Below are 25,312 nucleotides of genomic sequence, written 5' to 3'. Positions count from 1 at the left end.
AACTTTTCTAGTTTGTCTCTTTCTCTATTCGGAGGATTATTAGGACCGAATAAATTTACGGCGATGTTAGGTCAGATTATAGACATGCCGAATCCAATACCGTTTGATACATTGACTGATAAATTGAATGAATACAAGAAAGGGGATGTTGTCCAAATTTGGGTTGATAATAGAAATCCACCCGGGCCGAATCATTTTTGTTTAATTAGGAAAACCGATGAAGGTTGGATCAATTATAACGATAATGGAAGTTTGGGCGATGTCGGTTTCGGTGATCCGATATTACTAAAGGACTTCCAAAAAACTAAGATATATAAGATCTATGGACCTAATGACTAATAAAGGAATTTAAAAATGAATCGTTTGATAATTATTTTCTTTCTCCTATCGTATCTCGGCTGCACTGCCAATACGCGCTCAGAGAATAAGAACATTCCCATAACTGAAGGTCAGACCGAGAAAAAGGGTCATACTATATATAGGGTACTTTCTAAGAAAGAATATTTGCAGAAAAAAAATATATTAACAGGAAGTTCTATAGAAATTTACGAGGCGATACGAAAGAGAAATTCGAAGCTTAAGAAAGACGGAAGCACGATATTTTGTGGAGAATTTAATCCTCAAAATCTAACAATCAAAATTCAGTATGTGGAAAACGAGCAAGAAAATATTGAAAGTTCTGTTTTACAACTGAAAGAGAATAGTCCGAATATTTACACAGTTTATTTTGAAAATGAGCCATTGCTTGACGGAATATTCCAAGAAACTAATTACTTAGGAACTAAGTTTTGGAAGATAGGAATTTTTCCTATTGGAAGGATTTTGCAATTAACAAAATTCGAGGACAGATTTACTCTTTTGACTAATAGACTATTTGATGTTAAATCAATTAAAATCCAAAAGGGAAAAATAGAAACAATCCAAGATTGTGTAATGAATTATAAGATACAATGGTGCTCACAGGAGCAAGATCCGACCAAAAGAGAATGGGAAAACTGCGATCCACCAGGCAATGAGTATTAAGATACAATGAATGAAAATAAAGGAAGACCATCTATGGTAAAAAATACAATAAGATTGATTGGTGTGATCTCAGTTGCAATATTAGTTGCAAACTGCGTTGGCTTTGGCCAGGAAAAACTGATATCTGTCAATATTACTCCACCTGCTAAGAAGTTCGAAAAAACAGTATTTGCATATACATTAAAATACTTTAATGCATTTGGGGTAGAAATCGGCGTTGCTCATGCTGAGAATGAAGCTTTCGAAAAGGCAGTTAAAGAAGAAGTAGAAGCTTGTAAATGTTTTAAAGAATATGAAATTCTTGAATTAAAAGATTTTTCTAAGGAAAAATTGCCCAAAAATACATCTGTTATATACTACGATATTCAATATAAGGAAACCACTAATCCAGTATTGAGAACACTGGGAAATTTTGTAAGTTTAGGAACGCTCGGAATTATACCTGCCGGATACCACTTGGAAATTTCGACAGATGTAAAGTTATATGATAAATCTGCGAAAGAATTAAAGGCTCAAATGTATAAAAATCAAATAACTCTAATCGGAGGAACTTCTATGGTTTTTGTAATCCCCTTTATGGAAGAAAGACCTTTTATCCTAAGCGGGGTAACAAATCAATTTTTATCCGGGCTGGTTGGTGCGAACTTAATAACTTTTGCTCGATAAAAAGGGTTTAGAAAGGGAGACTTTGTTTGAAGATTAAAAGGTTTAGAATATTAGGAATTATCCTTTTTTGCGTTTTGATGCTAACATGTAAAAGTGCTCAAACTCAATCGGCATCAGTATCACGGTCTTCGGACCCGAATGAAGTTCGAGGTATCAAGTATTCGAATTACGTTCAAAATAAACTTGAAGGAGATGCTTCGATATGGGTGCCTTCGGATTGGACAATGCTAAAGAGAGATATGCCGAATTATGGATCTACTTCTTATGATTTTGGTAAAGACGGCAATTGTGGGAATACTTGTCTTACGCATGTTGTGACAGTATATATCGTGAAAGACAAAAAATTCACTTTCGAAAGGCTGAAGAACGAATCTCCGATAATGAAGCTTGTGAAAACTCCGGAGGCAATCAAATCAATAGATATGTCGAATAATATTTATATCGACATTCCTGCAAACGTTAAGAAGAAGCGTCTATTCATGGTTATGCTGTCATTCGGTATGGCGCAAGAACTTATGTATGAGTTCAAAAACGGACAAGTAGTAATATTGGAATCGTTTGCTGCCACTATGCCGCTTTTGAATGAAAACGAATTAAATACAGTCTTGTTGAACTTATTTGAGATGTTTCAATCATTTCGATATAATTAACAGTTATAACTGATTTTAACGTGAATTTCGGAATAATTTTATAGTGCGAGCCTACTGTGTTGCTATCGGTTAAGCACATACCGTTCATAACCTGGATGAAAAATCTGGAGGACCGACTCTTCTGGCTGTTCCTCCTTGCGTCTTTCTTTGTGATGAGTTTATCCTTTAAGCTGAGGATCTTGGTCCATCTGGCGTGACTCTAATTCAAATTTATTGTAGGACTATTTGAGAAGAAGAATACATTGTCTAAAGTAAAAGTTCCATAAAATATTATGCTTCTTGGATGCATCTATTCTTAACTTGTGTCAGTATAAAAAATATATTAAAATAACTTGACATGCTTATATTCCAATTGAGTATATTCTGAAAATTTTAATAAAAAGTGGTTCTATGTTAAAAAGAGTTCTAATTATTTTTGTCGCTGGTGCGTTGGTCGGTAATTGTCTTGGATTTCATTCAAAACAATTGGGGGAGATTAATATAAGCTCAAAATCTCCAGGAGCAAAGACTATATCTATGGCTTTTTCGATGGAGAATACGGCGAATGGTATGGTATCCGCTATGAGCGAAGAAGGAATAAGAGTTAATAAATCGTTTATATTAGATACTTTTGTTAAATCAGGCGTCTTTAAAGATGTTATTCAAGGAGAAGGAAAGTCGGACTTATTCGCGGAAACTAAACTTACCAGAAAAGATCTTAGTTCCAATGGTTTGTTTCTACTTTCTGCAATTACACTCTCGATTATCCCAAGCTACATAACGTCTGAGTTTACATTAGAAACTACTTTTAAAGATAAAGCAGGGAAAGTTCTAGGAAAAGTGCTGAAAGAGAATAAGATGACTCATTTTAATTGGCTCCCGACATTCTTGCTAATGCCTTTTTTTAGTGTAGAAGGAGCTTATCGGAAGGCAATAGACGAACTGGCAGGGGCGACCTTGGCGGAAGCAACTACGAAAGGGTTCTTTTAAGATTTCGATTAACCGGCAACGGGTTCAATAAATAACTTAAGTCGACCTTATTGGGGGTGGATGTTTAATTATTTGGCGTCCATTCCAAAAACGTTATGTGGGAGAAAATAATATTAAATTGAATCGTAAAAATATGATCTTTTTACTTGGACTAATGTTCATTATTAATTGTACGGCTAATCAAATAAAAGAGAAGAAGCCGGCGTTTGAAGATAAGCGAGTGCAGATAAAGATAGTTGAGACGACTAGGAAAGACAAGCACTACTCCGGCAGAAGGGTGAGTACTCCAAAGGATCCAACCAAAGACTTCTTTGTAGTAAGCGTTCTGATTTCAAATGTTTCTTCTGAGAAATTTGTTTTTGCTCCGGCTGCTTCTTTGGAATTCGGGGGAGGAGAAAGTAAGCTACCTAGTTTACCGGCTTTTGTGGAATATTGCTGCAATTTCTTTGAAGTACAGGCGGGGTATTTTAAAAGTTCATTCTTGCAAAGATATGCTTTCGATGATATTTCGATTGAACCGGGAGAGAGCATTCTTAGAGAATTTTCTTTTCTATATTCAAGAGATGCAAGGCCCAAGATAATTCTAATGTTTGAGAAGGGAGACGAAAAAGTAAAGGTTAGGAATCTCGGATCTATCGAGATAGCTTCATCCGATTAAGAGTTCGTCTTTCTTTTTAGAGGAAATGAAATTCTAATGTAAGAAGTATCTGAAATCAGGAGGTAATACTATGAATCCGTATATTTTCGAAGTACTTCGTTTATCCCTTCAAGGGGGACTTCTTCGATTGTTTCTACCTCGTAGCGCTTTTCCATATCTGATTCCGGTGCAATTTCTCTGTGAATCCGGATTTTATATTCTTGGTGAGCGAAACTAAATTCAATGCCAATATAATAGATTTTCCCAGGATTAGGATGTAATATTAGATTTATATAATCTGGAATTTTTGGGGTATGCTCGAGTTTTGAAACAAAATTACGAAAGAAATTGAAGTCTATTTCGTTCAATATAATAGCTTGTCTTTCGGTTATCTCTTGGTTTGGCATGGGTTCAGGATCTTAAGGAAGTCTAATTCTGTATAGAAAAATCGTTTTTCTTCCCGCAAAATAAATACTCTTGTTAATAAGGAATTTTTAATATATGATGTTTATGCGGATCGATCTCTTCTCACCTTTGGGAGGCCGAAAGGCTCATGCTGCACATCCTGGAATAACAAGATTTGGATAATGGTGGGCTAAATACTCCTTTCAAGCTACACTATAATATTTCTTTAATGGAGAGGTCTTAACTTTTCTTCTTGATCTTCCTCTTTTTGTAGGGAAAATCGTTCATCTTGTTTATTAAGAGCGAGAATTAGAGCCTTAGATGGATTTTACAAGCCGAGGAATTCTTTATTTATGGAATGGGCGAGTCATGTTTGCCACAAATTCCATGCAGACTGATTTCCATACCCATTATGCTGCAACCCTGGCCATTTCCTTAAAAAGTGATATCAATATTGAGACTGAAAAAGGAAAAGAAGAGTATCGTGTGGCCTTGGTAGGGCCAAATACATATCATAAAACTGTTTCTCCTGGAATTGAGATGGTCGCGCTACTTATCGATCCGGAAACTTACGAATATTCATCCATCTCGGAATTTGCCGTCGCGGGAGAAGTGAAGAAGTTGGATATTTCTACCTTCCAACCTTTGATGGAAAGATTATGGGAATTATATTACGGAAAATTAAACGATCTGGAAGCCTGGGAATTACATTTAGATTTGCTTAGATCCATTTATCCTTTCCAAAAATTAGGGAAGGTAATGGATGAAAGGATCGTCCAGATTGCAAATATGATTCGTAAGGAAATGCCTGATAGTATTCGGATGAAGGAGATAGGTAAAAATTTTTCAGTTTCGGAAGATAGACTTATCAGGCTTTTTAAAGAAAATCTGGGAATTCCAATGCGCAGATATTTGCTATGGGTCCGGATCTTAGAAGCAGCAAAACTTTTGAAAGAAGGAAAGAGTCTTACCGACGCGGCACATTCCGCGGGCTTCTCCGACTCTGCTCATTTTACTCGAACCTTTAAGGAAAATTTTGGATTTGTGCCTTCTTTATTTTTTGGGCATCTAAAGGCGATCGAGGTTCGATTTTGTGAATCAGGCGATCTAATCTAATCAAAAATTTTATCAATACCGGAATCATTCAAGCAGAAGCCTCTACACTTTGTTAATATTCTCTCATCAGAGTTTAGAGAGACTATATGCCGATTGAAAGACGAAGAGGATTTTTATCCAAACTCTCCTCCAAAATTTCCAGATACAATTCCGGATCTATTCATACTCCTACCCAAGAAGAAAAGGCAGGATTTTTAAAAGCGCAAAGATTAGCCTACCAATGCGTTACCGAAATAGAGAAAGAAATACAAGAAGGTTGGACCGAGCTCCAAGCAGTGAAATTAATGAACACATTCTTAAGGGACCATGGGGTTAAGGTATTCCTGCATCGTCCTTTCGCTTGGTTCGGAGAGCATGCAAGATTTGACGGGTACAAAAGGTTCACTCAATTTCATCCGAGTAAAAGAAGATTGCAGGCAAACGAATCTTTCATCTTAGATGTGTCTCCGGTTGTGGACGGCTACATCGGCGATATAGGGTATTCTTCTTCTCTACATAAAAATCCAGAGTTAGATAACGGCATGAGATATCTATTAAAACTCAGAGCAGAACTTCCTAAACTATTTTCTTCTTCGATGAGTTCTTCGGAGATCTGGCATAAGATCGACCAGGATTCAAAGCAGAATGGATTTGATAATGTCCACTCTTTGTATCCCTTTGCGGTTCTTGGGCATAGAGTTTATAAAGTTCATTTGCCTAGTATTTCTTTTCCTTTGTTGCCCATCAGTTTTGCAAGTTGGTTCAGTCTACAGGGATCTTTCGAGTTCTTAAGCCATAGGGTGCTGCCAGAACTTTTGACTCCGGATCACGAAGGAGAGAAAACAGGACTTTGGGCTATAGAACCTCATTTAGGAAGGGGTAAAACTGGTTTTAAGTTCGAAGAGATCCTTGTGGTAGAAAAAGACAAAGCCTATTGGTTGGACGAAGAAGTTCCACACGTACAAAAATACGGAAAATTATTGGAAGCAGTATGAGGATAAATTATAAAATATTAATGTTATTGATTCTTGCCCTTGCGAGCGCATGTAATCCATCCGGAATCAAAATAGGGGAATCCTATAAATTAGGGGATATTCCCTCTTCTATCTTGGAAGTTCAGGATAAGCAGGATCCATTTCTAAATGAACTTAAAGTGGAGATGATGGATCTGCCTGGCCATGATGATCTAATTTTCGATCGTTCTAAGGAAGTCGGATATGCTTCCGGAATGGACGGATGGATTTGGAGATTGAATTTTCTAACTGGAAAGGCGGAGCAATGGGTGAAACCGCCAGTCAATCCGGCCGGGATGCAATATGGAGATCAGAATAAGGATAAAATTTTAGTCTGTGCTTCTCGGCTTGGAGGAGAAGTCTATGAAGAAAAAAATAGAGTTGGGCTCTACGAAGTAGATATAAAATCTAAAAAAATAGACCAGATCATTTTAAATCTTCCTAAATTAGAAAAAGAGGAATTTGAAAAGGTATATTCCTTCTCTGAAATGCCTACCTTCTCACTTCAAGATTTAAATTCCTCAAATTCGAGACCGTTCTCTTTATGTAATGATCTGGCTGTATCCGGCGATGGAAATCGTATCTATATCACCGAACCTTTCGAAAGGACTGATGCGGCTATGGGCAGCGGTGCGGTTCCTGAAGCTATAGGACTTTATCCTCATGGAAAACTCTGGATGATGGATCGTAAAAAAAATACCGTCTCGCTTGTGTTGAGTGGATTTACATTTGTAGATGGAATCTTGATTGAAAGCAGTTCGGACGGAAAGGAGAAGTCTGTCGTATTTACGGAAACCACTAAGTTTAGGATTATTAGAGCTTTTCTAACAGGAGAAAAGCAGGGAAGTTCGGAAGTATTGTTTGAAAATCTTCCTGGTCTTGCGGATGGATTGGAGAGAGACGAAAACGGACGGATCTGGACTGGGATTATTAAAAGAAGATCCGGGCTTGTTAATTTTGTGCATAAAAACCCTTGGCTTAAGAAGGTTATTCTATCTTTGCCTCAGAAAATACTACCTATCTCCCATAATACTGGAATACTTGTGATCGATCCGAGTGCAAAAAAACCTCTCTACTATTCAATGCATGACGGTTCTAAGATTAAAGATATTTCAGTTTCGGTTCCCTTTGAAGATAGGGTGTATTTTCCTTCCTTTGATAAAACATCAAGAGGGTTATATTCTTTGCCTGTATCTTCTTTGAAAATTAAGGAATTTTAATGAACTTCTACTGCAAGTAAAGTAACATCGTCTTGAAAACCTCTCGGACCTACAAAAATTTGTAGTTCCGAGATTAGATCTTCCGCCACTTCTTGGATGCCTGTATTTCTGCTTAAGATTGATAAAACTCTATTCTCTCCGAATTCTTTTTTCTCCTGATCGAACTCTTCGAAAATACCGTCCGAAAAGAAAAAGATCCTATTTCCCGGGAGAAGGGGTACAGTTACATTTTTATATGTGGCTTCCTTTTTTAAGCCGATGATTGGTCCTCTGGAATATAGATAATCCGCGCCTTCTTGTTTCTGTTTTAGAACTTGAGGGGGATGTCCCGCAGAAGAATAATACAGAACATTATTATTTAGATCTATATCTGCTAAAACAGCAGAGAATATAATATTGATACTCTTGTATTTTTGACAACATGCAGCATTTAATAATTCTAATATATGAGAAGGCTGATCTTTGACGAATTTAATACTTTCGAATTCGGCTTTGATGGTCATTGTAAGAAGTGCCGCTTGCACTCCGTGGCCGGTAGCATCTACCAAAAATAAACGGAAATATCCGGGTTCCAGTTCGAAAATATCATAATAGTCTCCGCCGATTTCCGACATGGGAAGATAATACGGATGAATGGATACATTTTTGCCGTTTAGGTTAAGAGTAGGCAATGTTTTCTGCTGTAACTTTTTAGCGAGAGAAAGGTCTCCTTTTAGAAGTTTTAAGGATTCGTTCAAGTTTTCCGTTCTTTCGACTACGATCTGTTCCAGATTTATATTTAGTTTTTTGAGCTCTTCTCCTAAATCTTCCGCGAGTACGAATCCTTTAGAAAATCTTGAAGCAAGTAAGATACATTGTGATAGGACGAGCGCCAAGACTCCGTATGGCACTAAGTAGAAAGAATCTATAAACTTATTCAGATATAAAACGTCATTCGCTACTGTGATGAGGTTCACCACTAGGCTGAAAAAACAAATTCTTGCTCCTTCTATCCTTTTTACGGACATGATCGCTAATCTGAAAAATAAGTATGTCAAAATTCCTAACATCATTATTTCCAAAGAATTAATGAAGAAGGACATGGTATAAAATTTTGTAGGAAGGAAGGCTGCAGAAAAAACTAAGGGAAAACTTAAGTAAAATATAATATTGAATACTTTGTCTTTTTTGAATTGTTCTTTGAATATGGATTGCACATACAGAATTGTTCCTGGTAAAAGTAAGAACAAGAAAAGGATCTCTCCTCTAACCGAAAACTCGTAGTTTCGGAAAAGTGGAAATACATTATAAAAGATCCTTTCTCCGTAAAAGGAAACTCTGAGGGCAATACACAGGCAGAGTACTGCGAAGAATAACGCAGAAGGGTCCCTTCTTCTCATTAAATAAAACGTAAAATGATATAAGGACATCACGAACAAGGTCCCAAATGTGATGGAATCCAACATGGTGGCTCTTAAAGAAGCCTGTTGTATATCGGAAGTATTTCCCAGTTGGATTGAATTCCATATCCCGGCACCGTTCGAATATTTATAATTAGAAACATAAATAAGGATTTCTAATTCTGATTTGTCCGAGATAAAACTAAAAACTCCGGGTTTGTATCCGGGAGAATATTCGGATTCTTCTTTTGCAACGTTTCCACCTTTGGAGATTTCTTTTCCATTCACAAACAAAGTATAAGATGAACTGATAGAAGAGACCTTAAGGCTAAGCTGTGTATTTGCCTCGGGTAATAATACTTTCGCCCTATAACTCGCATATCCCTGGCTAGGATATTTATGAGTGACGTTACGTCCTTTGTCCCATTTTGCTGGGACTTTTATATAAGAAGGTGAGGATATTTGCTCTTTAGATTTGAGATCGGGGAGAAGTTCGTTCCAATAGAATTCCCATTCTCCATCCAGACTGATATTGCCGTCAGTTTGGAAATTCCATTGCCTTAGATCCAAGATCCCTTTTAAAACTTTGGGGTTTTCTTTTCCAGGTTGGCAGCCTAAAAAAAAGAAGAATAGTATAGATCCTAAGAACCAATGCGGTATTCTATTCTTGCTCAAAATCCGGATCTTCCTGATAAGAAATTTCAATAGGCTTATGCTCTATATAGATTTCTGATAGCTAAAAATATTCGGATCGGATTTTTTTTAGGAAGAGAAACGCGGGTTAAACGCTTCGTTTTTTCGTCGAATGCCTGATGCGATCCAGTATTTTAATTATAGAAGATAGGGAAGAAGAATACAAGTGGATCCGAACTCTTTTAGGAGGTATCGAATCCTTTACGCCTAACTGTACCCGAGCCTTAAATTTTCAAGATGCTTTAAGTAAGACTAAGACCGAGTCTTTTGACGTTATATTATTCCAATACGATCTTCAAAAAAGTATAGAGGTTCTGGAGAAGTCCCAGAATCTTCCCCCTCTTATCGCTATTCTCGAAAATCGGGAAAGTAAAGAAGTCCTGAAAAATTCTAAGATTATTTTCTCGGATCTGTTATTTAAAGAGAGTGTAAGTTCAGATCTTCTGGACCGTTCTTTACGCCTAGTACTGCAAGCAAAGACCACGGAAGAGAATCTGAATCTTCTTAAGATCGGGATTGAAAGGTCTAAGGACATTTTTTTGATCACGGAAGCTTCTCCCATAGATGAACCCGGACCTAAGATAGTATATGTAAATAGTGCTTTTGAAAGGCTAACCGGCTACAAAAGAGAAGAAGTATTAGGAAAAACACCTCGAATTCTGCAAGGCCCCAAAACGGATAGGGTAGTCTTGGATCGTATCCGAAAGGCAATCTCGGAAGCTAAACCTTGTTTCGAAGAGATCATCAATTACGACAAAGATGGAAAAGAATATTGGATCGAGATGGATATCTTTCCTATCGTGAATGAGCAAGGCGTTGTCACTCATTTGATGGGAATAGAAAGAGATATAACGGAAAGACGAAATTCGGAAGAAAGGATCAGACATTCCCAAAAAATGGAGGCAGTCGGACAACTTGCCGGGGGAATGGCACATGACTTTAATAATTTATTAAATGTAATATTAGCAAATCTAGATCTTCTTGAAATGAAGTTAAAAGATTCCGAAGATCTGATGAAAAGAGTTAGGTCCGCACAAGATGCAATACAAAGAGGTGTCGAGATCAATAAAAGGCTTCTTGCTTTTTCCAGAAAGCAGGCCTTGAATCCGGAAGCATGCGACGTAAACCGAGTATTAAAGGACTTTGTTCCGATTCTAGATAGGATCAGGACTGAAAAAATAGAAATAGAATACGAGATAGCCGACGAGAAAACGATTTGCGACATAGAAAAGACCGGGCTGGAGAACGCTGTGCTCAATCTTGCATTAAATGCAAGAGATGCCATGCCTGAGGGTGGAAAAATATTTATTTCTACCGGATTTGTTCGTAACGGAGATACAAAAGGCCCCAAAATTTCCGGATTGGAGGCAAAGGATTATTTTTTGGTTACCGTTACCGACACAGGGACAGGCATGGACGATATCACTAAGGCTCGCATTTTTGATCCTTTTTTTTCGACCAAGGGAGGAGGAAAGGGGACCGGTTTGGGATTGACCATGGTTTACGGTTTTGTAAAACAATCGAACGGTTTTTTAAAAGTGATTACCGCGCCAGAATATGGTTCCAGTTTTCTAATATTCTTGCCGCTGCATGAACAGGACAGGAATGAGGAAGTTCTCGTGACCAAAAAGAAAACTTTGGTTATGGAAGAAAATCGAGAAACTGCCGAGTTGGCCTGTGTATACTTAAGAGAGCTGGGTTACGAACCTCATGTGAGTTCGGATATGAAACGATTGGCTAAATTTTTCTCAGGCGATCCGGAGATCTCTTTTGTTTTGTTGGACCTCCAACTTGCAGATTCTAAGGGGATAGATCTTAAAAAAGAACTGGAAAGATTCGGTTCCGGGAAAATAATCGCAACCTCTTCGAGCCGGAGAGAAAGTTTAGAACTTCCGAATACTGTCCCACTGGTTCGAAAACCTTATACCAAAACTTCTTTGAAAGAAGCAGTTCGCACTATCGGAGAAATTCTTCCATGACGGATCAAAGAAATTCAAAAAAACTTCTGATCCTCGACGACGAAGAAGAGATCGCAAAAATTCTGGGAGAGATCGCTGTAGATTGCGGCTTCTCCGTTTCCCTATCTCATACTGCTCCCGATTTTTTGGATATGCTGGATCCAAGTTTCGATTGTGTGATCTTAGATTTGATGATTCCCGGAATGGATGGTGTCGACGTTATACGCTTCTTGTCCGAAAAGGATGTTCATCCTGATGTGATTTTGATCTCAGGTGCGGACAGAAGGACACTTCATAGTGCGGAAACCTTAGCCGGAGAATACGGACTGCATATCGCAGCCGTCATGGAAAAACCCATCCGAGTCTCCGACATACGAAATATATTATCTGCGATTGCTGAAAAAGAAAGTGATATTTCTTCTCGGACCAAAACCGGAGGAAAAGGAAAGTCCGGGCCCACATTCGAAAAGGAAGAAGTATTAGAAGCGGTTCGTTCCGACCAGTTTGTATTATATTATCAACCTAAGTTCGATCTAAAAACTGGAAGGGTAGAAGGTTTCGAGGCTCTGGTGAGATGGAACCATCCCAAATTAGGATTAGTGTTTCCGGATTCTTTTTTACCTTTGATGGAAAAAGAGAGCACAATTTTAAACCTGATGACTGAGAAGATCATCGATCTAGCGCTGGACGAGACAAGGATCTGGCATGGAAACGGAAGAAGACTCCGTGTAGCGGTTAACGTTTCTCCTGTAACTTTGACTGAACTGGATTTTCCGGAAAGAATACTATCGAAAATTAAGAACAAAGGAATTCCACAGAGCCAATTCCAGATGGAAATTACGGAAACAGGCTTTTTGGAGAATATTCGTTTTACTCAGGATATTTTGACCAGACTCAGGATTCGCGGAATTGGTCTATCCATCGACGACTTTGGCACCGGCTATTCTTCCCTGAAACAATTGCATAGATTTCCATTCACTGAATTGAAGATAGACAAATCCTTCGTTATGGATTCCCCAAGGGATAGAGAATCATTGTTTATTTGTCAGGCTTCCATAGATTTGGGCCATAAATTAGGAATGAATGTCGTGGCAGAAGGAATCGAAACCGCTGAAGTAGAAAGATTGATGAAAGAAGCAGGTTGCGATGTGGGCCAAGGTTATTATTATTCCAGGCCTATTCATCCAGAAAAAATCCCAGAAATTCTTTCCAAATTCGGTTAACAATTATACCCTTGGTAGAATGTCCTCGGGAAAGAGTAACAGATTATCGGAACAAGGGGTTCCGGACCAAACTCCCGAAATAAATAAAGATGAACACTTACTGTTAGATCATATACCTGACGCATTTATCATTGCGGATCTGGAGTGGAACTTAACGTATATCAACAAAAAAGCGGAAGAGGTCATACGTAGTCCAAAAGAGAGCCTGATCGGCAAAAATTTACTTACAGATTTTCCAAGGCTTTACGGAACAGAATTCGAAGCACAATACAAGAAGGCAAAGGAGACCAGAAAATCCTGTGTATTTGAGGCATTCTACGAACCATTTAACTCATGGATAGAAGTTAGGATCTATCCGAAACCTGACGGATTTTTAGTTTATTATCTAGATATTACGCAAAGGAAAAAGAAAGAAATCTCCTGGGCAATTGGAGAAAGTTTGCTCTGGGATATTTCTACTTCAGATACTCTAAGTTCAGCATTTGACAAGGTCCTAAAAACATTAATTAAAAATACTGCATGGAATTATGGACAGATCTGGAGATCTAAAGATAATACAGTTTATATAAACGAAGAAGATCCGTATGTATATGGTTCTGACCTTCAACTTTTATTTCGAAAGGAATCCATAAACAAATTTTTCAGCATCAAAGAAGGGATACTGAAGAAGGTAAGTGAATCGGGAGAATTATATTTTATCCCGGATCTCGCAGCCGATACAGAGCTAAAAAGAAAAGATGCGGCATTAGCTGCAGGTTTTCGTTCTTGGATGGGCATCCCGATACTTTCACACGGAAGATTTTATGAAATAGAACTTTTATCTGAAAGAGTTTTAAATCCGGAAGAAGCATACTTAGATCTATTAGGAGTTGTCTCCAAACGCTTTGCGGAAGTGGTAAGCAGAAGGGTTGCCGACGAGGAAAGAAAAGCACTGATCGAACTCTCTTCGGAGATCATCTTGAGTGTTGATTCCAATTGTATGATCAGAAGAACAAATTCTGCCTTCCAAAGGATCTTAGGTTATGAAAGAAAACACATCAAAAATAGAAATTTGTTGGAATTCCTGCATCCTGAAGATGTAGAGTTAACCAAAGAAAAAATCTCCTCCGGATCTAAGGAAAGATTCGAAAATCGTTATATAACCAAAGACGGAAAGATTCGTTATATGAGTTGGAATACGATCCGTCTTCCTGATTCAGAAACGATTTTCTGCATCGGCAGGGATATTACCGAAGAAAAAGAATTGAACGATTCTCTTCGGCAATTCCAGAAAATGGAAGCAGTGGGTCAACTCGCAGGAGGAATGGCCCATGATTTTAATAATCTTCTGAATATCATTTTGGCTAATTTGGATCTTTTAGAGCTAAACCTAAGAGAAACACCTGAACTATTAAAAAGAGTATTCTCCGCTCAAGATGCAATTAGGAGAGGTGCCGAACTTAACAAAAGATTATTGGCATTCTCTCGTAAACAGGCATTAAATCCAGAACAAGCAGATGTAAGTCATGTAATTTCCGATTTTGCCGACATACTCACTCGGATCCGAAACGATATTGTAAACATAGAATTCTGTTTCGAGGAATTCCCGATGATTTGTTCTTTTGAAAAGAATGGATTAGAAAACGCACTTCTCAATCTTTGTTTGAACTCGAGAGACGCCATGCCTCAGGGAGGAAGAATTTTAGTAAGCACTGGATTTTCCCCCGCAGGAAAAGAACATAGATCTATGATCCCCGGATTTGTGGATATGGAAGATGCATGTATCATTTCCGTTCGGGACGAAGGATCCGGAATGGATGCATGTGTATTAGAAAGATTGTTCGAACCATTCTTTACTACAAAACAATCCGGAAAAGGAACCGGTCTTGGTATGCCAATGGTTTACGGATTTGTAAAACAATCCAACGGAATGGTACATGTCCATAGTGAGATAGGTAAAGGTACCTGTGTGGAAATTTTTCTACCCTTGAGCAGAAATCCTGATATTATCTACGAAAATCGAAAAGAAAAAATTTTGGTATTAGAAAGAAGTTTAAAAGGGCAGACTTACTTAGTCGCTTTATTGAAAAAACTAGGATTCGATATATTTCCTGTTTACGATATGCAGAAAGCGAAAACCGTCCTGGAAAATTATTCAGGAATATATGCGATATTTGCAGAAGAAGAAATCCTATCCGGAAATTCTGACTGGGAGCAGTTTAAGAATAAAGACCGGTTGATTATAATTTCAGAATGGAATTCCGAAATCGATTTTGATCCTCCTTTGAAAGTTTTGAGAAGACCTTATACATTGACTAAGTTGAAAAAAATGTTAACTTAAAGAAAATATAAAGTATTTTCACGCCAGCCTTTAGGCTTCCGACTAAATTACCACTTATCTTAGACTTTCCACCTTTTCTTTTTTCGTAATGGACCGGAACTTCTTGGATTTTAAATTTCCTCCGGATCGCTTTGATTTGCATTTCAAGATTCCATCCCCAAGTAGGATCCTGTAGATCCAAATCCAACAGGGATTTCCATCTAAGTACACGGAATGGCCCAAGGTCAGTGAATTTCACACCGTAAAAAATTCGGATTAAAAAACAAGAAAGCCAATTGCCGAATTTCTGCAAGAAGGACAAGGAACCGGGTTCCGCATTTCCTAAGGTCCTAGATCCTATCACAAAATTTGTATTTGGGTCTTGGGAGAATGGAGCGAATAAATCCTTTAAATTTTCGAGATCATCCGAGCCGTCTGCATCCATAAAAACGATAAATTCGGGAGAAACCTTTTTCTTCTGAAGATAATGAATCCCTGCTAAACATGCGGCACCATAACCTCTTTTAGGTTCTTGGATCAAGATGACTCCTGCATCGATTGCAATTTGCGGAGTGGAATCTTTCGATCCATTATCCAAGATTAAAATTTGCTCGGGCAGGATCCCGAATTTGAAGAGAGAATCTAAAACTTTAGGTAAGGATTCTTCTTCATTTAGGGCAGGGATCAAAAATTTAGAATTTGCCCAGGGAGGTTGCAAAAGGTTTATTCTCCTCTTCTATTTTTAGAGATCCTGAAAAGTTCCTCAGGGGAATAGACCCTACTTTTTCCGGAGTTTAGATCTATATCTTCTTTATGAACTATGCTAGAAAAAGGATAATGATTTTCTATTTTAGAGATCTTTTTACGAAGATCATCCGAGCTAACATTCTCACTATTCTTTCTCATATGTTCTGCATTAGATTCTTTCAGTCGAGTATGATAAATTTCGAATACGATTTTCGATTGGTCTTTTTTAATCCCTACAAATAAATCTTTCCAAACCTTGGTTTCTCCGGGAAGGATGCGCGTATCTGCAACCAGTCTCGCCTTCGGATACCATTCCCATTCTTGACCGAATTTGATCACTTTGGTTGCAAGAGATTTTCCTTTGGAATCTAATACGGAAATTTTCAGAAGTATAAATCTTTCAGGATCTCCTGTGGGAATATTATGAGCTGCCTTTTCATTAGTAAGCGAAACAGAATATTCCAGATCATTCCCTTTTTGCTTCCATTGTATTGGATTTATCTTTAGGCCGGTCCTATATCCTCCAAGAATTTGTTTCTCATAGAGTTCGAATTTTTTCGGAACTCCTCCTCCTATAAAAGAATGTTTATGAGAAGTACGGATTGGAGTATTTAGCTCCGGTTTGACTAGTTTACGTTGTAGTTCTCCCATATGGCAGGAACCACAGGCTAACTTTCCGTGGGAGTTCCCGCTTTGTTCTAACTCATTGCCTGTTTTGAAAGCGCATACCAATTGGTCGTCCAAAACGTAATTTGCATTATGACAATCCAAACATCTATTTTTCAATTTATCCGGAATGATTTTCACAGGATGAGGAGGTTTTGTTTTTCCATTTGCACCTAGAACATAGGAATTACCTTGCTCGTCCAAACGAACATGACATACGGCACAAGTTACTCCTTCCGCCTTCATCTTAGGATCGAAGTCGGGATTCGGTTCTTCTATAGGAGTTCTATAATCTCCGTTATTTAGATAATTAACAAGGGTCTCTCTTTGGTTCGCAACAGGAGTATGACAGTTTAAACAAAGCCAACGCGGAGAAGAAGACTTGGAAAGTTCAGATTGGAACTGAAGATCCGAAAGAGCGTTTGCATGAGTGGATGTTTTCCATTCTGCGTAAATTTCTACATGGCATCTTCCACAATTTTCGGCACGAACTTCTCCCACTCCCGCAAGAGGGGGAAGGATAGGTAAAGGTTTAGACCAAGGAGCCTGAGAAAAAACTTCGTCCACAGGAATCGGTTTATCTTTCGGTTTTGTAAAAATACAATAGAATAAGCTAGCGGCTAAGGATAAAGATAGAGCCGCTAGAAGGAAACTTCTTTTTTTGTTTAAGAACATTATAAAAATTTTATCTAGTTACTAAGGGGTGGTTTTGATCCCCTTTAGAAGACCATTCCCACATAGATCCTGCATAATTTTTTGCGTTATAACCCAAGGAAACCAGAACGGATGTCATCCAGCCGGACCTTACCCCTCCAGTACAATAAGAGATCACTGTCTTATCTTTGGAAATCCCTAATTCGTATAATTTAGCTACGATCTTGGATTCGCTTAATAAAAATCCGTCTTTATCCAAAAATTGTTTATAATAAATCCACTTTGCTCCGGGAAGATGTCCTCCTCTGGACTCTCCGTAAGGAGTTTGCCCCAAAAATTCTCTTTCTTCTCTGGTGTCTATGAATGCGAATTTTTTATCCGATAGTTCGTTTAGGACCAATTTTGAATCTGCGGACCAATTTTTATTTTCCAAAGCGGACGCGTTTATTTTAGAAAGAATTTCCGGGCGGATCGGGATAGGAGAGTTAGAAGCTTTTTGCAAAGCGTTAATTCCTCCATCGACTACGAAAGATTTAGAAAAACCTAATGTGCGCAATGACCAAACGATCCTACCTTCTTCTCCCCATCCACCTGTTGGATCCCCGAATACCAATACGATCTTATTAAAATCCAAACCTTTTTTGCGTAGTAGTTCCTTTGCTTCCGAAGCCTGGATTAGATTTCCTTGGTTAGGAAATTCCTTCTGAGAGATCTCTTGCCAACCCAAGGGAACAGACTTGGAAAATGTGGATACTTTGATCCCATCTCTTGCGTCTACGAACACAGCGCCTTGCCCGTAAAGATACAATGCTTCTGGCGCGCTGATAAACCATCCCCTGACTCCGGAAAGTTTTTCGGAGGCAAGAAGAGAAGAGGAAATGAGAAAAACGAGGGCAAAGGAGATTAAGAGTTTCATTTGGGCTAACTTGGGTTGGGGCGTAAAACTCGTCAATAAGTAATACAAAAAATCCTATATAACAGAATATTTTTAATATTACAGACAAATGTCCGTATTTTTAATGGTATGTAACGGTGAAAGAGGGAACTGGACCTTGGAATTCGAAAGGAATAAAGAGAGAAGAAGTCACATTTTAACTCGGACAAATCTGATTTGGATCCTTGTAACCCTTGCTTACCTATGCATTTTCCAGTTCTGGGAAAGGACAAATTGGGAAAGAAGTTTAAGCGGAACTTTGTATATTCTCGGGTTCTGCGGGCTAAGTGTTGTTTATGGATTTTTATTTCTTTCTAAAACTTTTGAAACAGCCGGAAAATTAAGTTTTTTTTTAGGACTTCTGGTTCGAGTTATTTTGATCTTTTCCGCTCCTATCTTCGAAGACGATTGGGCGCGTTATCTTTGGGATGGATGGATCAGCTCCGAAAAAGGAAGTCCTTATGGAATCACTCCTGAAGCTTTTTTTGGAGAATTAGATCCTACCAGAACGGAAATACTTTCCAGGATCAATCATCCCGACTGGCCCACCATCTATGGCCCAGTGTTAGAAATTTATTTCTATCTCATTCATCTTTTATTTCCTTGGAAGCTCTGGGCTCTCAAAGTTTTTCTTTTAGCTCCGGACATTCTTCTATTTTTTTTGATCAGGGTTAAGTATGGAGCTCGTTCTTCTGCTTTATATTTTTGGAATCCGATTCTCATCAAAGAAGTTTTTCTGAACGCCCATCCGGATATTCTTGGGATCTTTCTCTTGTTTTATTCTTTTTATTTAGCGGAGAAGTATAGGTTTCGTTTAAGTTTTTTTATCTGGGGGCTCAGCCTTGCTGTAAAAGGATTCGGGGTTTTACTTTTCCCGTTTTTATTAAAGTTGCATTGGGACAGGGATCGTAATTGGAAAAAGGCAGGAATAGATGCAACCTTTTCTGTTTTGGGGATAGTCTTAGTCTATTCTCCTTTTCTATTCTTTTCCAAAGAAACGGATTTTACAGCTCTAAGTCGGTTTATAGGAAGTTTTACATTCTTCCCCTTGGGTTATAATATTCTTCATACTATATTTGGAGAATATTCTCGGGTATTCTGGGCCTTTCCGGCTGTTTTAAGCATATTATTTTTTTTGAATAAAAGATATTCATACTGTTTGGGAGAAGAAGAGAAGCTTTCCATTACCTTCTTCTTATTCTTTTATTTCTCCCCTGTGGTAAACGCCTGGTATTTACTTTGGATGTTACCCTTTTTACTCAGGATCTCGCGGTTCTTTTGGCCTTCTTGGGCGTTTTTGTTCTTGGGACAGATCTCTTATTTGAACTACGCGAATCTGGGAGATTGGAAATCCGTATTAGAAAAAGGTTATTATGCACATCCGGATTTTCTGTTAATCTCGATCAGTTTTCTTTTCATTCCTATTCTTCTTATTTGGTTTCGAATTAGGTTTTCTTCTAAAATCACCAATTCTCTCGAAAAACCGTCACTTTTGGGCTAAATAAGATTTTTTTCTCCTTTGAAAGAATTTTGATTGTTATTTTGGACAGTATTTCCAATAAGTTGGATGAAATGTTATTATAACTGTTCGGAATAAACAAAATTCCGGACCAGTAAGGAGAACCGAGTATGCCAACGATCGATCCGATTGAAAGAGGTTTGATCCAATCTATTGGGACCTTGGTTCGAAAGAGAAGACAAGAGTTAGGTCTTTCTCTTGGAAAGCTTGCAGAATTATCTCAGGTCAGTCGAGGAATGTTAAGCCTTGTAGAATCTGGAAAGGCTGCACCTTCTATTGCGCTATTATGGAAAATTTCAAAGGCAATCCGTTTACCTTTGTCCAGTCTTATGGAATTTTCTAAGGAAGAATTTCCTAAAATTTATAGGAAAGAAGACTCCACCGAAAATTCAGTAGAAGAGAACCAGTTTGTGATCCGTCCTCTTCTTCATGAAGAAACTAGATTTCAGACTAGATTGTTTGAAATCAGACTTCTTCCTGGAGTCGCTAAAACCTTTATTACAAAAGTTCAATCCAAACAAAGACAGAATTTGTTCCTACAATCAGGTGCGCTTCGTTTGAAAGTAGGAGGGAAATGGTTCGATCTACAAGAGGGAGACAGCATGACCTTCTTGGGAAAAGACCTGCAAGAACTTGCAAATTTAGGGGAGAAAGATTCCTACCTGATCTGGTCCTCTTCTCTTTCCGACGATTAAAATCAAATCTCTTTCTCCATTCACTAATTTCAATTCCAAAAGGGCAGGCGTATAATTAGATCTGGGCCCGCATGTGCATTCGTAAGGCGAATAACTTTATAAAAAGGTAATTTCTAATTTTTGAATGTTCGCTTTAACGAACGCTTGTATTGCATATATTCACAAAAATCATTTTTTACATTCATTTTGTTTCCAATTTTTTAGAGTCTACTCCGTTTTGTTTAAGAAATTGATGCGTTAATGCAATATATTGTCCAATTAATTAGATAATATGTTCGTTATATTGAAATAATCTTGGTAAAAACGGAGCCTTGTCTCGACTTTGTGCTTAGAGTCCGCTGTGGAATAAACATGAGGGAACCCCGACCGGACCAGCATTTAAGGAGAACAAAATGAAAAATACGCTCATTTATTCGAGCCTCCTGGCAATTGCGCTGGGATTACTCGGGAATTGTGGAGAAGGATCTTCTGACAGTTCCGCACTTGCATTAGCTGCAATCGGCGGAGGAGCATCAGGCGTAAAAGTTGCGAGTGCTTCCGATTTATCGATCGAATCTGCGGATGATTATAACGAAAACCAATATGGTCTTATTTCGGCGGACACTCTCAGAACATGGGTGAACGATTGGGCGAATAATAAGCCTGCAGGTATTACCGGAAACTTAGTGATTTACCAAACTAGCAAAGTGGGTGCAGATGCGAATAAAAGTTTAATTCTTCCTAAGACCGGAGTAAAAGTTTTCTTCGCTGTCGATGGAAACAATTCTGCACTTTATTCCTGGAAAACTTTCAGAGAGACTAGAGATAACGATTTAATCTCTATCCCTGGTGGTACTGCTGCTACTGGAGGTTTCGGTCTTATTAGCGGTGCAAATATTGACGAGTGGTTCCATACGTATGGAGTTGATCCTACTAAGGACTTAATCGTATTTGCAAGCGGTAACGGAGACAACTATGGTTCTATCGGTCACCAACATTATTCATTAAGATATTGGGGTGTGGCTCACGAGCATCTTGCGATCCTAAATGGAACTATCAAAGGTCAATTCCCTGAAGCAGAATTAGGTAATGATACTGACGAGTCTGTTCCGCCTTTAAATGGAACTTTCTCAGTTAAACAACTGAAGAATGTAGATAACAGAATCTTAACTTTAAGTATCGAAGACGTAATTGAAGTAGTAAAAAATAACGGAAATCATAGCGTGAAGGGTCTCTCTTCCACTGTTTTGATCTCTGATAACAGAACTAAGAATAATACCAATACAATCGGATCTTATACTGCTTCGGCAGGTTGGCAGGAGTATAACGGAGATGAGAACGCTACCGGAACCACAAAAACTTCTGGTGGAGCGATTGCATTCGAAGGTCACTTGAAAGGAGCGATCTTTGTCCCTCACTACAATGTAGTTGAACGTGCGAACCTGGATAACACCTATGCTTACGGTGCTTCTGCTGCAGGAACTTTTAATACTTTGAAGTTCAAGTCTAAAGCTGACGTTCAGGATATTTGGGATACATACGGAACTACTGGTGGACCTAACTCAGGTGCTCCTGCATACGAAGAAGGACAAACCATTCTTCAATACTGCAGAACTAACACTAGAACTCAAACAAGCGGTATTTCCACTCAGTTGATTTTGGGCCGTCCTTCCGTATTCGTTGAAGACGGTTGGAGCATCTTTGGATTACTCGCGGGAGCTTTCCCTCCGGCGAATTTCAATGACGACGTGAGTGCAGGAGCTGCAACTTTTCCTTCTATTCCTGCTAAATTCGCTCCAGATGTTCAAGGAGTGATTGAATCAGGCGCAAGAGGATCCGGTTTAGGAGCTCACTACAATACAGGTGTGAAAAAATCTACTGTAGATTATTTCCAAATCAACTCTTCGGCGACTACTACCAAGAAAGCTTTCGTAGAGGATTGGAACTACAAAAACCAATAAATCAAAATTTATATACGTTGGGCGGAGATATCTCCGCCTTTTTTCAATTCTGTAACATAAGAACCTGTCCCAATGGTCCAGGTTCTTGAAGCCCGCGACTAAACACTTATCGATAACCTAAGTTTTTAAGGCGGACTATAAAAAAAAGAGGGAGTTACTGCTTTATGAAAATATTATATATATACGCGCTGATCGGCGCACTGACCTTCTCTTCTTTGCAAGGGATTTTAGCTTCCGGAGGATTCGGCGGCGGCGGGGTTGCCGGGCAAGCTCTTCGTGGAAAAGAAAGGGAAAAATTCAATTTAGGCAAGGCAATCTACAACGCAGAGGTCGCCTTAGATGCCAAAAAAGAAGATCTAGTCAAATCCCAGAAAAACCGTTTGGAATATCTTCAAGGCTCTTTACCCAACTCCGAAAAAGGAAGGGTAAACCTGGAGGATTTGGCAGGCAAATTATCCGAAGAACAGATTTCCGCTTTGGAATTTTTCGTAAGCATCCGCTTCAACGTGAAGTTGGAGGAAAAAAAGGATTAATCAGGGAATCATCATATAATGAAATCTTTATTTAAGAAGGGAGTTTTTCTTCCCCTTCTATTTTTGGCCCAACCTATTTTTATCGGGGAATTATTTTCTCAGACGGTATGGGCCCCTTACCAAAGACAATTATGGGTTCGGACTACTGCAGTGAATTCAGTTTATGATTCGGCTTATGTAGGTAAATACCATACAACTTACGACGATGATGTTCGTATCAATGTGGGTGCTCTTGCTTTCGAATACGGCATTACCGACCGCTTGACTGTGGATCTACAAACCGGTTTCGGTAAATTGGGAAGGACCCAGTTGATAGACCGCTATTTTGGTACCTTAACTTCTCCGGAGCAGCCTGATAAATACGGGATCATAGATTCCAGGGCCGGTTTACGTTATAAGGTTTTGGATGAATACGATTTCGAATCTATCTGGATTCCGACAGTCAGCGTAAGGATTGGTGGAATAAAAAAGGGGGATTATGATAGAAACCCTCAAGCTCTCGGAGATGGAGCTAATGGTGCAGAAGTAAATATTTACTTAGGTAAAGACTTTAATGTCTGGGGCTTAGGCGCTCTTGGAGAATGGAGTTATCGAAGAAGAGAAAAGCCTGTGCCGGATGATGTTCTGTATTACGGAGCATTATACAAACGTTTCTTAGATTCATTTATCTTCATTGTGGGGAGTAGAGGCCAGATCGGTCAGGGGGGATACGCGTTTGCAGATCCTAAAGGAACTCCTCCTCTAAACTTGATCCAAGTAGATACACCCTCGATTGCACCTTTTGGAACGGATTGGTATAGCTATTACCTGGAACATGAAAGGCCAGCTTGGGGAAGAAAAGAAATATATCATAATCTCGAAGTGAGTTTAGGTTATACGGATAAATATGGGAATTACTATAACTTCTTCTATTCTCATACCTATTCCGGTTATAACACCGCAATTTTAAGAACCTTCGGGTTCCTAATCAATTTTCCATTTAACCTATGATCGGAGGGGAATATGTTAAATTTAAATATTAGAAAATTAGGAATTCTTTCTATACTAATTTCGGTTTTTGCATCCTGTGATGCGCCGGAGTATATCACTCCATATCAGAAACTGGCTTTGGTTCAACCTGTGCAAGTTTTTGAGACTTCACAACTATTGTCAGCATCTAACGATGATTATAATAGTAATACGTACGGATTGATCACTGCATCCACTCTGGAATCCTGGAGATCGAATTGGGCTGCGAACCGTCCATCTGCGATCAGCGGGAGATTGATTATTTTTCAGATTAGCGGAGGAGCGCTTTCCGGTTCCTATATAAGACCGGAGACTAACGTGAAAGTGTATGGGATTTCTGCTTCGTCTACAGATTATACTTTTTTCGGACAGACTAGGTTTAATGGACTGATCGATACTGAGACCATCGTTCCGGAAGGAAAGAATATCGATGCTTTCTTAAAACGTTTTGGAGTAAATCCCGCAACGGATTTGATTGTACTCGCACAAGATATTCCTTCCGACGGGAACCTAATGATGACTCTCCGATCTTGGTACACATTGTATTATTGGGGAGCAGAAAGAACTCATCTAGCAGTTTTGAACGGAGCAGCTTCCGCTAAGATCGCCGCCTCTCAACTTACTGGAGGGTCTTCCTACACTGTTCCTACAACAAGCGGAGCAGGTGCTGTAGGAAATTTGTATAGAGATCATACAATTTTACAAGCGACACTTGCAGATGTTTTTAATGCCGTCCAAGGTATAACCGATCCGACTTTCACGAATTCTACTCCGGCTCCGGTGGGGGGAAGTTTTATCATGGATGCTAGATCATCTACGGAATACGACGGAACCGGAAGTACTGTAGGGCCTTCTAATCTTACCTGCGCGGATACTCCTAGCTGTTATACACCTTTTGAAGGACATGTGAAAGGTGCGAAGAGTCTTCCTTTTGCGAATTTTATAAACGCGAATAAGGAGTTTCTGCCTAAATCCGATCTTCAAAATCTTCTTTCTACGAACGGATATACGGAGGGACAGACGATCATTGCTTATTGCAGAACTAACGTAAGATCATCCATCACTGGATTTGCAACTCTTGCGATCCTTGGATATCCTACTAGATTTTACGATGGCTCCTGGGTGGAATGGGGATCACTTGCTTACGATTCAAACGGAGCTTGGTCCAATATAAGCGCTGTTTCTCCTTGGAGAACAGACAGGGGGACTGTAAGCGAATCGATTACGTATAACGTAGGAAAAGGTGGGATAGACGCTTCCAATATTTCTAATTTGGGAACTTACTTCACTCCGGATCGCAACTTTGCAAAAGGTACAAACGATATCATTGATCAGGATAAAAAATATCTCTCCGGCTCTGCTTCCTCAGGAGGAGGAGGCGGTGGG

22 protein-coding genes and 1 pseudogene are annotated in these 25,312 nt (G+C 38.9%); 18 read left to right on the top strand and 5 right to left on the bottom strand.

The window, feature by feature from the left end:
• The 6 genes and pseudogenes from CH365_RS20035 to CH365_RS19420 form a co-directional block, all read left to right on the top strand.
• Positions 1-339: pseudogene (locus CH365_RS20035) on the top strand (hypothetical protein); the annotation flags it as partial.
• A 165-nt stretch (positions 340-504) separates the two neighbouring features.
• Complete coding sequence (locus tag CH365_RS19440) at positions 505-1,023, top strand: hypothetical protein (protein WP_244283331.1); 519 nt, start codon at positions 505-507, stop codon at positions 1,021-1,023.
• Between the two features lie 6 nt (positions 1,024-1,029).
• Positions 1,030-1,689: a hypothetical protein gene (locus tag CH365_RS19435; protein WP_125226339.1), complete on the top strand. Its 660-nt coding sequence runs from the start codon at positions 1,030-1,032 to the stop codon at positions 1,687-1,689.
• Positions 1,690-1,928: 239 nt separating this feature from the next.
• The gene (locus CH365_RS19430) at positions 1,929-2,339 is read left to right on the top strand and encodes a hypothetical protein (protein WP_125226338.1); all 411 of its coding nucleotides are present in this window, start codon (positions 1,929-1,931) and stop codon (positions 2,337-2,339) included.
• A 390-nt stretch (positions 2,340-2,729) separates the two neighbouring features.
• Positions 2,730-3,308 (top strand): hypothetical protein, encoded by a 579-nt coding sequence (locus CH365_RS19425; protein WP_100770206.1) that lies wholly within the window; start codon positions 2,730-2,732, stop codon positions 3,306-3,308.
• Positions 3,309-3,426: 118 nt separating this feature from the next.
• The gene (locus CH365_RS19420; protein ID WP_125226337.1) at positions 3,427-3,966 is read left to right on the top strand and encodes a hypothetical protein; all 540 of its coding nucleotides are present in this window, start codon (positions 3,427-3,429) and stop codon (positions 3,964-3,966) included.
• A 68-nt stretch (positions 3,967-4,034) separates the two neighbouring features.
• On the opposite strand, the gene CH365_RS19415 is transcribed toward CH365_RS19420, so the two are convergent.
• Positions 4,035-4,352 carry a hypothetical protein gene (locus tag CH365_RS19415; protein WP_100770204.1) on the bottom strand — a complete coding sequence of 106 codons (318 nt, stop codon included), beginning with the start codon at positions 4,350-4,352 and terminating at the stop codon, positions 4,035-4,037.
• A 367-nt stretch (positions 4,353-4,719) separates the two neighbouring features.
• On the opposite strand from CH365_RS19415, the gene CH365_RS19410 reads away from it, so the two are divergent.
• The 3 genes from CH365_RS19410 to CH365_RS19400 all read left to right on the top strand — a co-directional run bounded on the left by CH365_RS19410 (position 4,720) and on the right by CH365_RS19400 (position 7,678).
• On the top strand, positions 4,720-5,466 hold the full coding sequence (locus tag CH365_RS19410; RefSeq protein WP_100770203.1) for a helix-turn-helix transcriptional regulator: 747 nt from the start codon (positions 4,720-4,722) through the stop codon (positions 5,464-5,466).
• Between the two features lie 86 nt (positions 5,467-5,552).
• Positions 5,553-6,440, top strand: a complete 888-nt coding sequence (locus CH365_RS19405) for a M24 family metallopeptidase (protein WP_100770202.1) — start codon at positions 5,553-5,555, stop codon at positions 6,438-6,440.
• On the top strand, positions 6,437-7,678 hold the full coding sequence (locus tag CH365_RS19400; RefSeq protein WP_100770201.1) for an SMP-30/gluconolactonase/LRE family protein: 1,242 nt from the start codon (positions 6,437-6,439) through the stop codon (positions 7,676-7,678). Before CH365_RS19405 ends, CH365_RS19400 begins: the two co-directional genes overlap by 4 nt.
• On the opposite strand, the gene CH365_RS19395 is transcribed toward CH365_RS19400, so the two are convergent.
• Positions 7,675-9,732 carry a SpoIIE family protein phosphatase gene (locus CH365_RS19395; RefSeq protein WP_100770212.1) on the bottom strand — a complete coding sequence of 686 codons (2,058 nt, stop codon included), beginning with the start codon at positions 9,730-9,732 and terminating at the stop codon, positions 7,675-7,677. The two genes, CH365_RS19400 and CH365_RS19395, sit on opposite strands and share 4 nt — an antisense overlap.
• Before the next feature lie 137 nt (positions 9,733-9,869).
• Here CH365_RS19395 and CH365_RS19390 point away from each other — a divergent pair, with 137 nt between their 5' ends.
• The 3 genes from CH365_RS19390 to CH365_RS19380 are packed head-to-tail and all read left to right on the top strand — an operon-like array spanning position 9,870 to position 15,251.
• Positions 9,870-11,729: a PAS domain S-box protein gene (locus CH365_RS19390; protein WP_100770200.1), complete on the top strand. Its 1,860-nt coding sequence runs from the start codon at positions 9,870-9,872 to the stop codon at positions 11,727-11,729.
• On the top strand, positions 11,726-12,931 hold the full coding sequence (locus tag CH365_RS19385) for an EAL domain-containing response regulator (protein WP_100770199.1): 1,206 nt from the start codon (positions 11,726-11,728) through the stop codon (positions 12,929-12,931). The genes CH365_RS19390 and CH365_RS19385 overlap by 4 nt, the downstream gene beginning before the upstream one ends.
• 19 nt (positions 12,932-12,950) lie before the next feature.
• Positions 12,951-15,251, top strand: a complete 2,301-nt coding sequence (locus CH365_RS19380; RefSeq protein WP_100770198.1) for a PAS domain S-box protein — start codon at positions 12,951-12,953, stop codon at positions 15,249-15,251.
• Here the strand turns inward: CH365_RS19380 and CH365_RS19375 are convergent.
• From CH365_RS19375 to CH365_RS19365, 3 genes are read right to left on the bottom strand one after another with little or no spacing between them, the layout of a single operon-like run.
• On the bottom strand, positions 15,226-15,948 hold the full coding sequence (locus tag CH365_RS19375; RefSeq protein WP_100770197.1) for a glycosyltransferase family 2 protein: 723 nt from the start codon (positions 15,946-15,948) through the stop codon (positions 15,226-15,228). The two genes, CH365_RS19380 and CH365_RS19375, sit on opposite strands and share 26 nt — an antisense overlap.
• Before the next feature lie 5 nt (positions 15,949-15,953).
• Positions 15,954-17,318: a multiheme c-type cytochrome gene (locus tag CH365_RS19370; protein WP_100770196.1), complete on the bottom strand. Its 1,365-nt coding sequence runs from the start codon at positions 17,316-17,318 to the stop codon at positions 15,954-15,956.
• A gap of 10 nt (positions 17,319-17,328) precedes the next feature.
• Entirely contained in the window at positions 17,329-18,213 is an 885-nt protein-coding gene (locus CH365_RS19365) for a sulfurtransferase (protein ID WP_100770195.1), read from the bottom strand.
• 88 nt (positions 18,214-18,301) lie between these two features.
• On the opposite strand from CH365_RS19365, the gene CH365_RS19360 reads away from it, so the two are divergent.
• The 6 genes from CH365_RS19360 to CH365_RS19335 all read left to right on the top strand — a co-directional run.
• Positions 18,302-19,732, top strand: a complete 1,431-nt coding sequence (locus CH365_RS19360; RefSeq protein WP_244283330.1) for an MptA/MptB family glycosyltransferase — start codon at positions 18,302-18,304, stop codon at positions 19,730-19,732.
• A 128-nt stretch (positions 19,733-19,860) separates the two neighbouring features.
• The gene (locus tag CH365_RS19355) at positions 19,861-20,445 is read left to right on the top strand and encodes a helix-turn-helix domain-containing protein (RefSeq protein ID WP_100770194.1); all 585 of its coding nucleotides are present in this window, start codon (positions 19,861-19,863) and stop codon (positions 20,443-20,445) included.
• Between the two features lie 392 nt (positions 20,446-20,837).
• Entirely contained in the window at positions 20,838-22,385 is a 1,548-nt protein-coding gene (locus CH365_RS19350) for a sulfurtransferase (RefSeq protein ID WP_100770193.1), read from the top strand.
• Between the two features lie 164 nt (positions 22,386-22,549).
• Positions 22,550-22,918, top strand: coding sequence for a hypothetical protein (locus tag CH365_RS19345; protein WP_100770192.1), 369 nt, complete (start codon positions 22,550-22,552; stop codon positions 22,916-22,918).
• 18 nt (positions 22,919-22,936) lie between these two features.
• Complete coding sequence (locus CH365_RS19340) at positions 22,937-23,908, top strand: hypothetical protein (protein WP_100770191.1); 972 nt, start codon at positions 22,937-22,939, stop codon at positions 23,906-23,908.
• Between the two features lie 12 nt (positions 23,909-23,920).
• Positions 23,921-25,312, top strand: a 1,392-nt coding sequence (locus CH365_RS19335) for a sulfurtransferase (RefSeq protein ID WP_100770190.1), incomplete at its 3' end; no start/stop codon positions are given.

The organism is Leptospira neocaledonica (assembly GCF_002812205.1).
GTDB classification, from domain to species: domain Bacteria; phylum Spirochaetota; class Leptospiria; order Leptospirales; family Leptospiraceae; genus Leptospira_B; species Leptospira_B neocaledonica.
Note: the sequence above shows the minus strand (reverse complement) of the source record. Positions and strands in the feature narration are given on the sequence as shown.

Coding starts and splice junctions, on each gene's coding strand:
- CH365_RS19425 (WP_100770206.1), top strand. CDS start 2,730: ATGTTAAAAAGAGTTCTAATTATTTTTGTCGCTGGTGCGTTGGTCGGT.
- CH365_RS19365 (WP_100770195.1), bottom strand. CDS start 18,213: ATGAAACTCTTAATCTCCTTTGCCCTCGTTTTTCTCATTTCCTCTTCT.
- CH365_RS19340 (WP_100770191.1), top strand. CDS start 22,937: ATGAAATCTTTATTTAAGAAGGGAGTTTTTCTTCCCCTTCTATTTTTG.
- CH365_RS19350 (WP_100770193.1), top strand. CDS start 20,838: ATGAAAAATACGCTCATTTATTCGAGCCTCCTGGCAATTGCGCTGGGA.
- CH365_RS19360 (WP_244283330.1), top strand. CDS start 18,302: ATGTCCGTATTTTTAATGGTATGTAACGGTGAAAGAGGGAACTGGACC.
- CH365_RS19390 (WP_100770200.1), top strand. CDS start 9,870: ATGCGATCCAGTATTTTAATTATAGAAGATAGGGAAGAAGAATACAAG.
- CH365_RS19410 (WP_100770203.1), top strand. CDS start 4,720: ATGTTTGCCACAAATTCCATGCAGACTGATTTCCATACCCATTATGCT.
- CH365_RS19380 (WP_100770198.1), top strand. CDS start 12,951: ATGTCCTCGGGAAAGAGTAACAGATTATCGGAACAAGGGGTTCCGGAC.
- CH365_RS19370 (WP_100770196.1), bottom strand. CDS start 17,318: ATGTTCTTAAACAAAAAAAGAAGTTTCCTTCTAGCGGCTCTATCTTTA.
- CH365_RS19355 (WP_100770194.1), top strand. CDS start 19,861: ATGCCAACGATCGATCCGATTGAAAGAGGTTTGATCCAATCTATTGGG.
- CH365_RS19400 (WP_100770201.1), top strand. CDS start 6,437: ATGAGGATAAATTATAAAATATTAATGTTATTGATTCTTGCCCTTGCG.
- CH365_RS19405 (WP_100770202.1), top strand. CDS start 5,553: ATGCCGATTGAAAGACGAAGAGGATTTTTATCCAAACTCTCCTCCAAA.
- CH365_RS19415 (WP_100770204.1), bottom strand. CDS start 4,352: ATGCCAAACCAAGAGATAACCGAAAGACAAGCTATTATATTGAACGAA.
- CH365_RS19385 (WP_100770199.1), top strand. CDS start 11,726: ATGACGGATCAAAGAAATTCAAAAAAACTTCTGATCCTCGACGACGAA.
- CH365_RS19345 (WP_100770192.1), top strand. CDS start 22,550: ATGAAAATATTATATATATACGCGCTGATCGGCGCACTGACCTTCTCT.
- CH365_RS19430 (WP_125226338.1), top strand. CDS start 1,929: ATGCCGAATTATGGATCTACTTCTTATGATTTTGGTAAAGACGGCAAT.
- CH365_RS19435 (WP_125226339.1), top strand. CDS start 1,030: ATGAATGAAAATAAAGGAAGACCATCTATGGTAAAAAATACAATAAGA.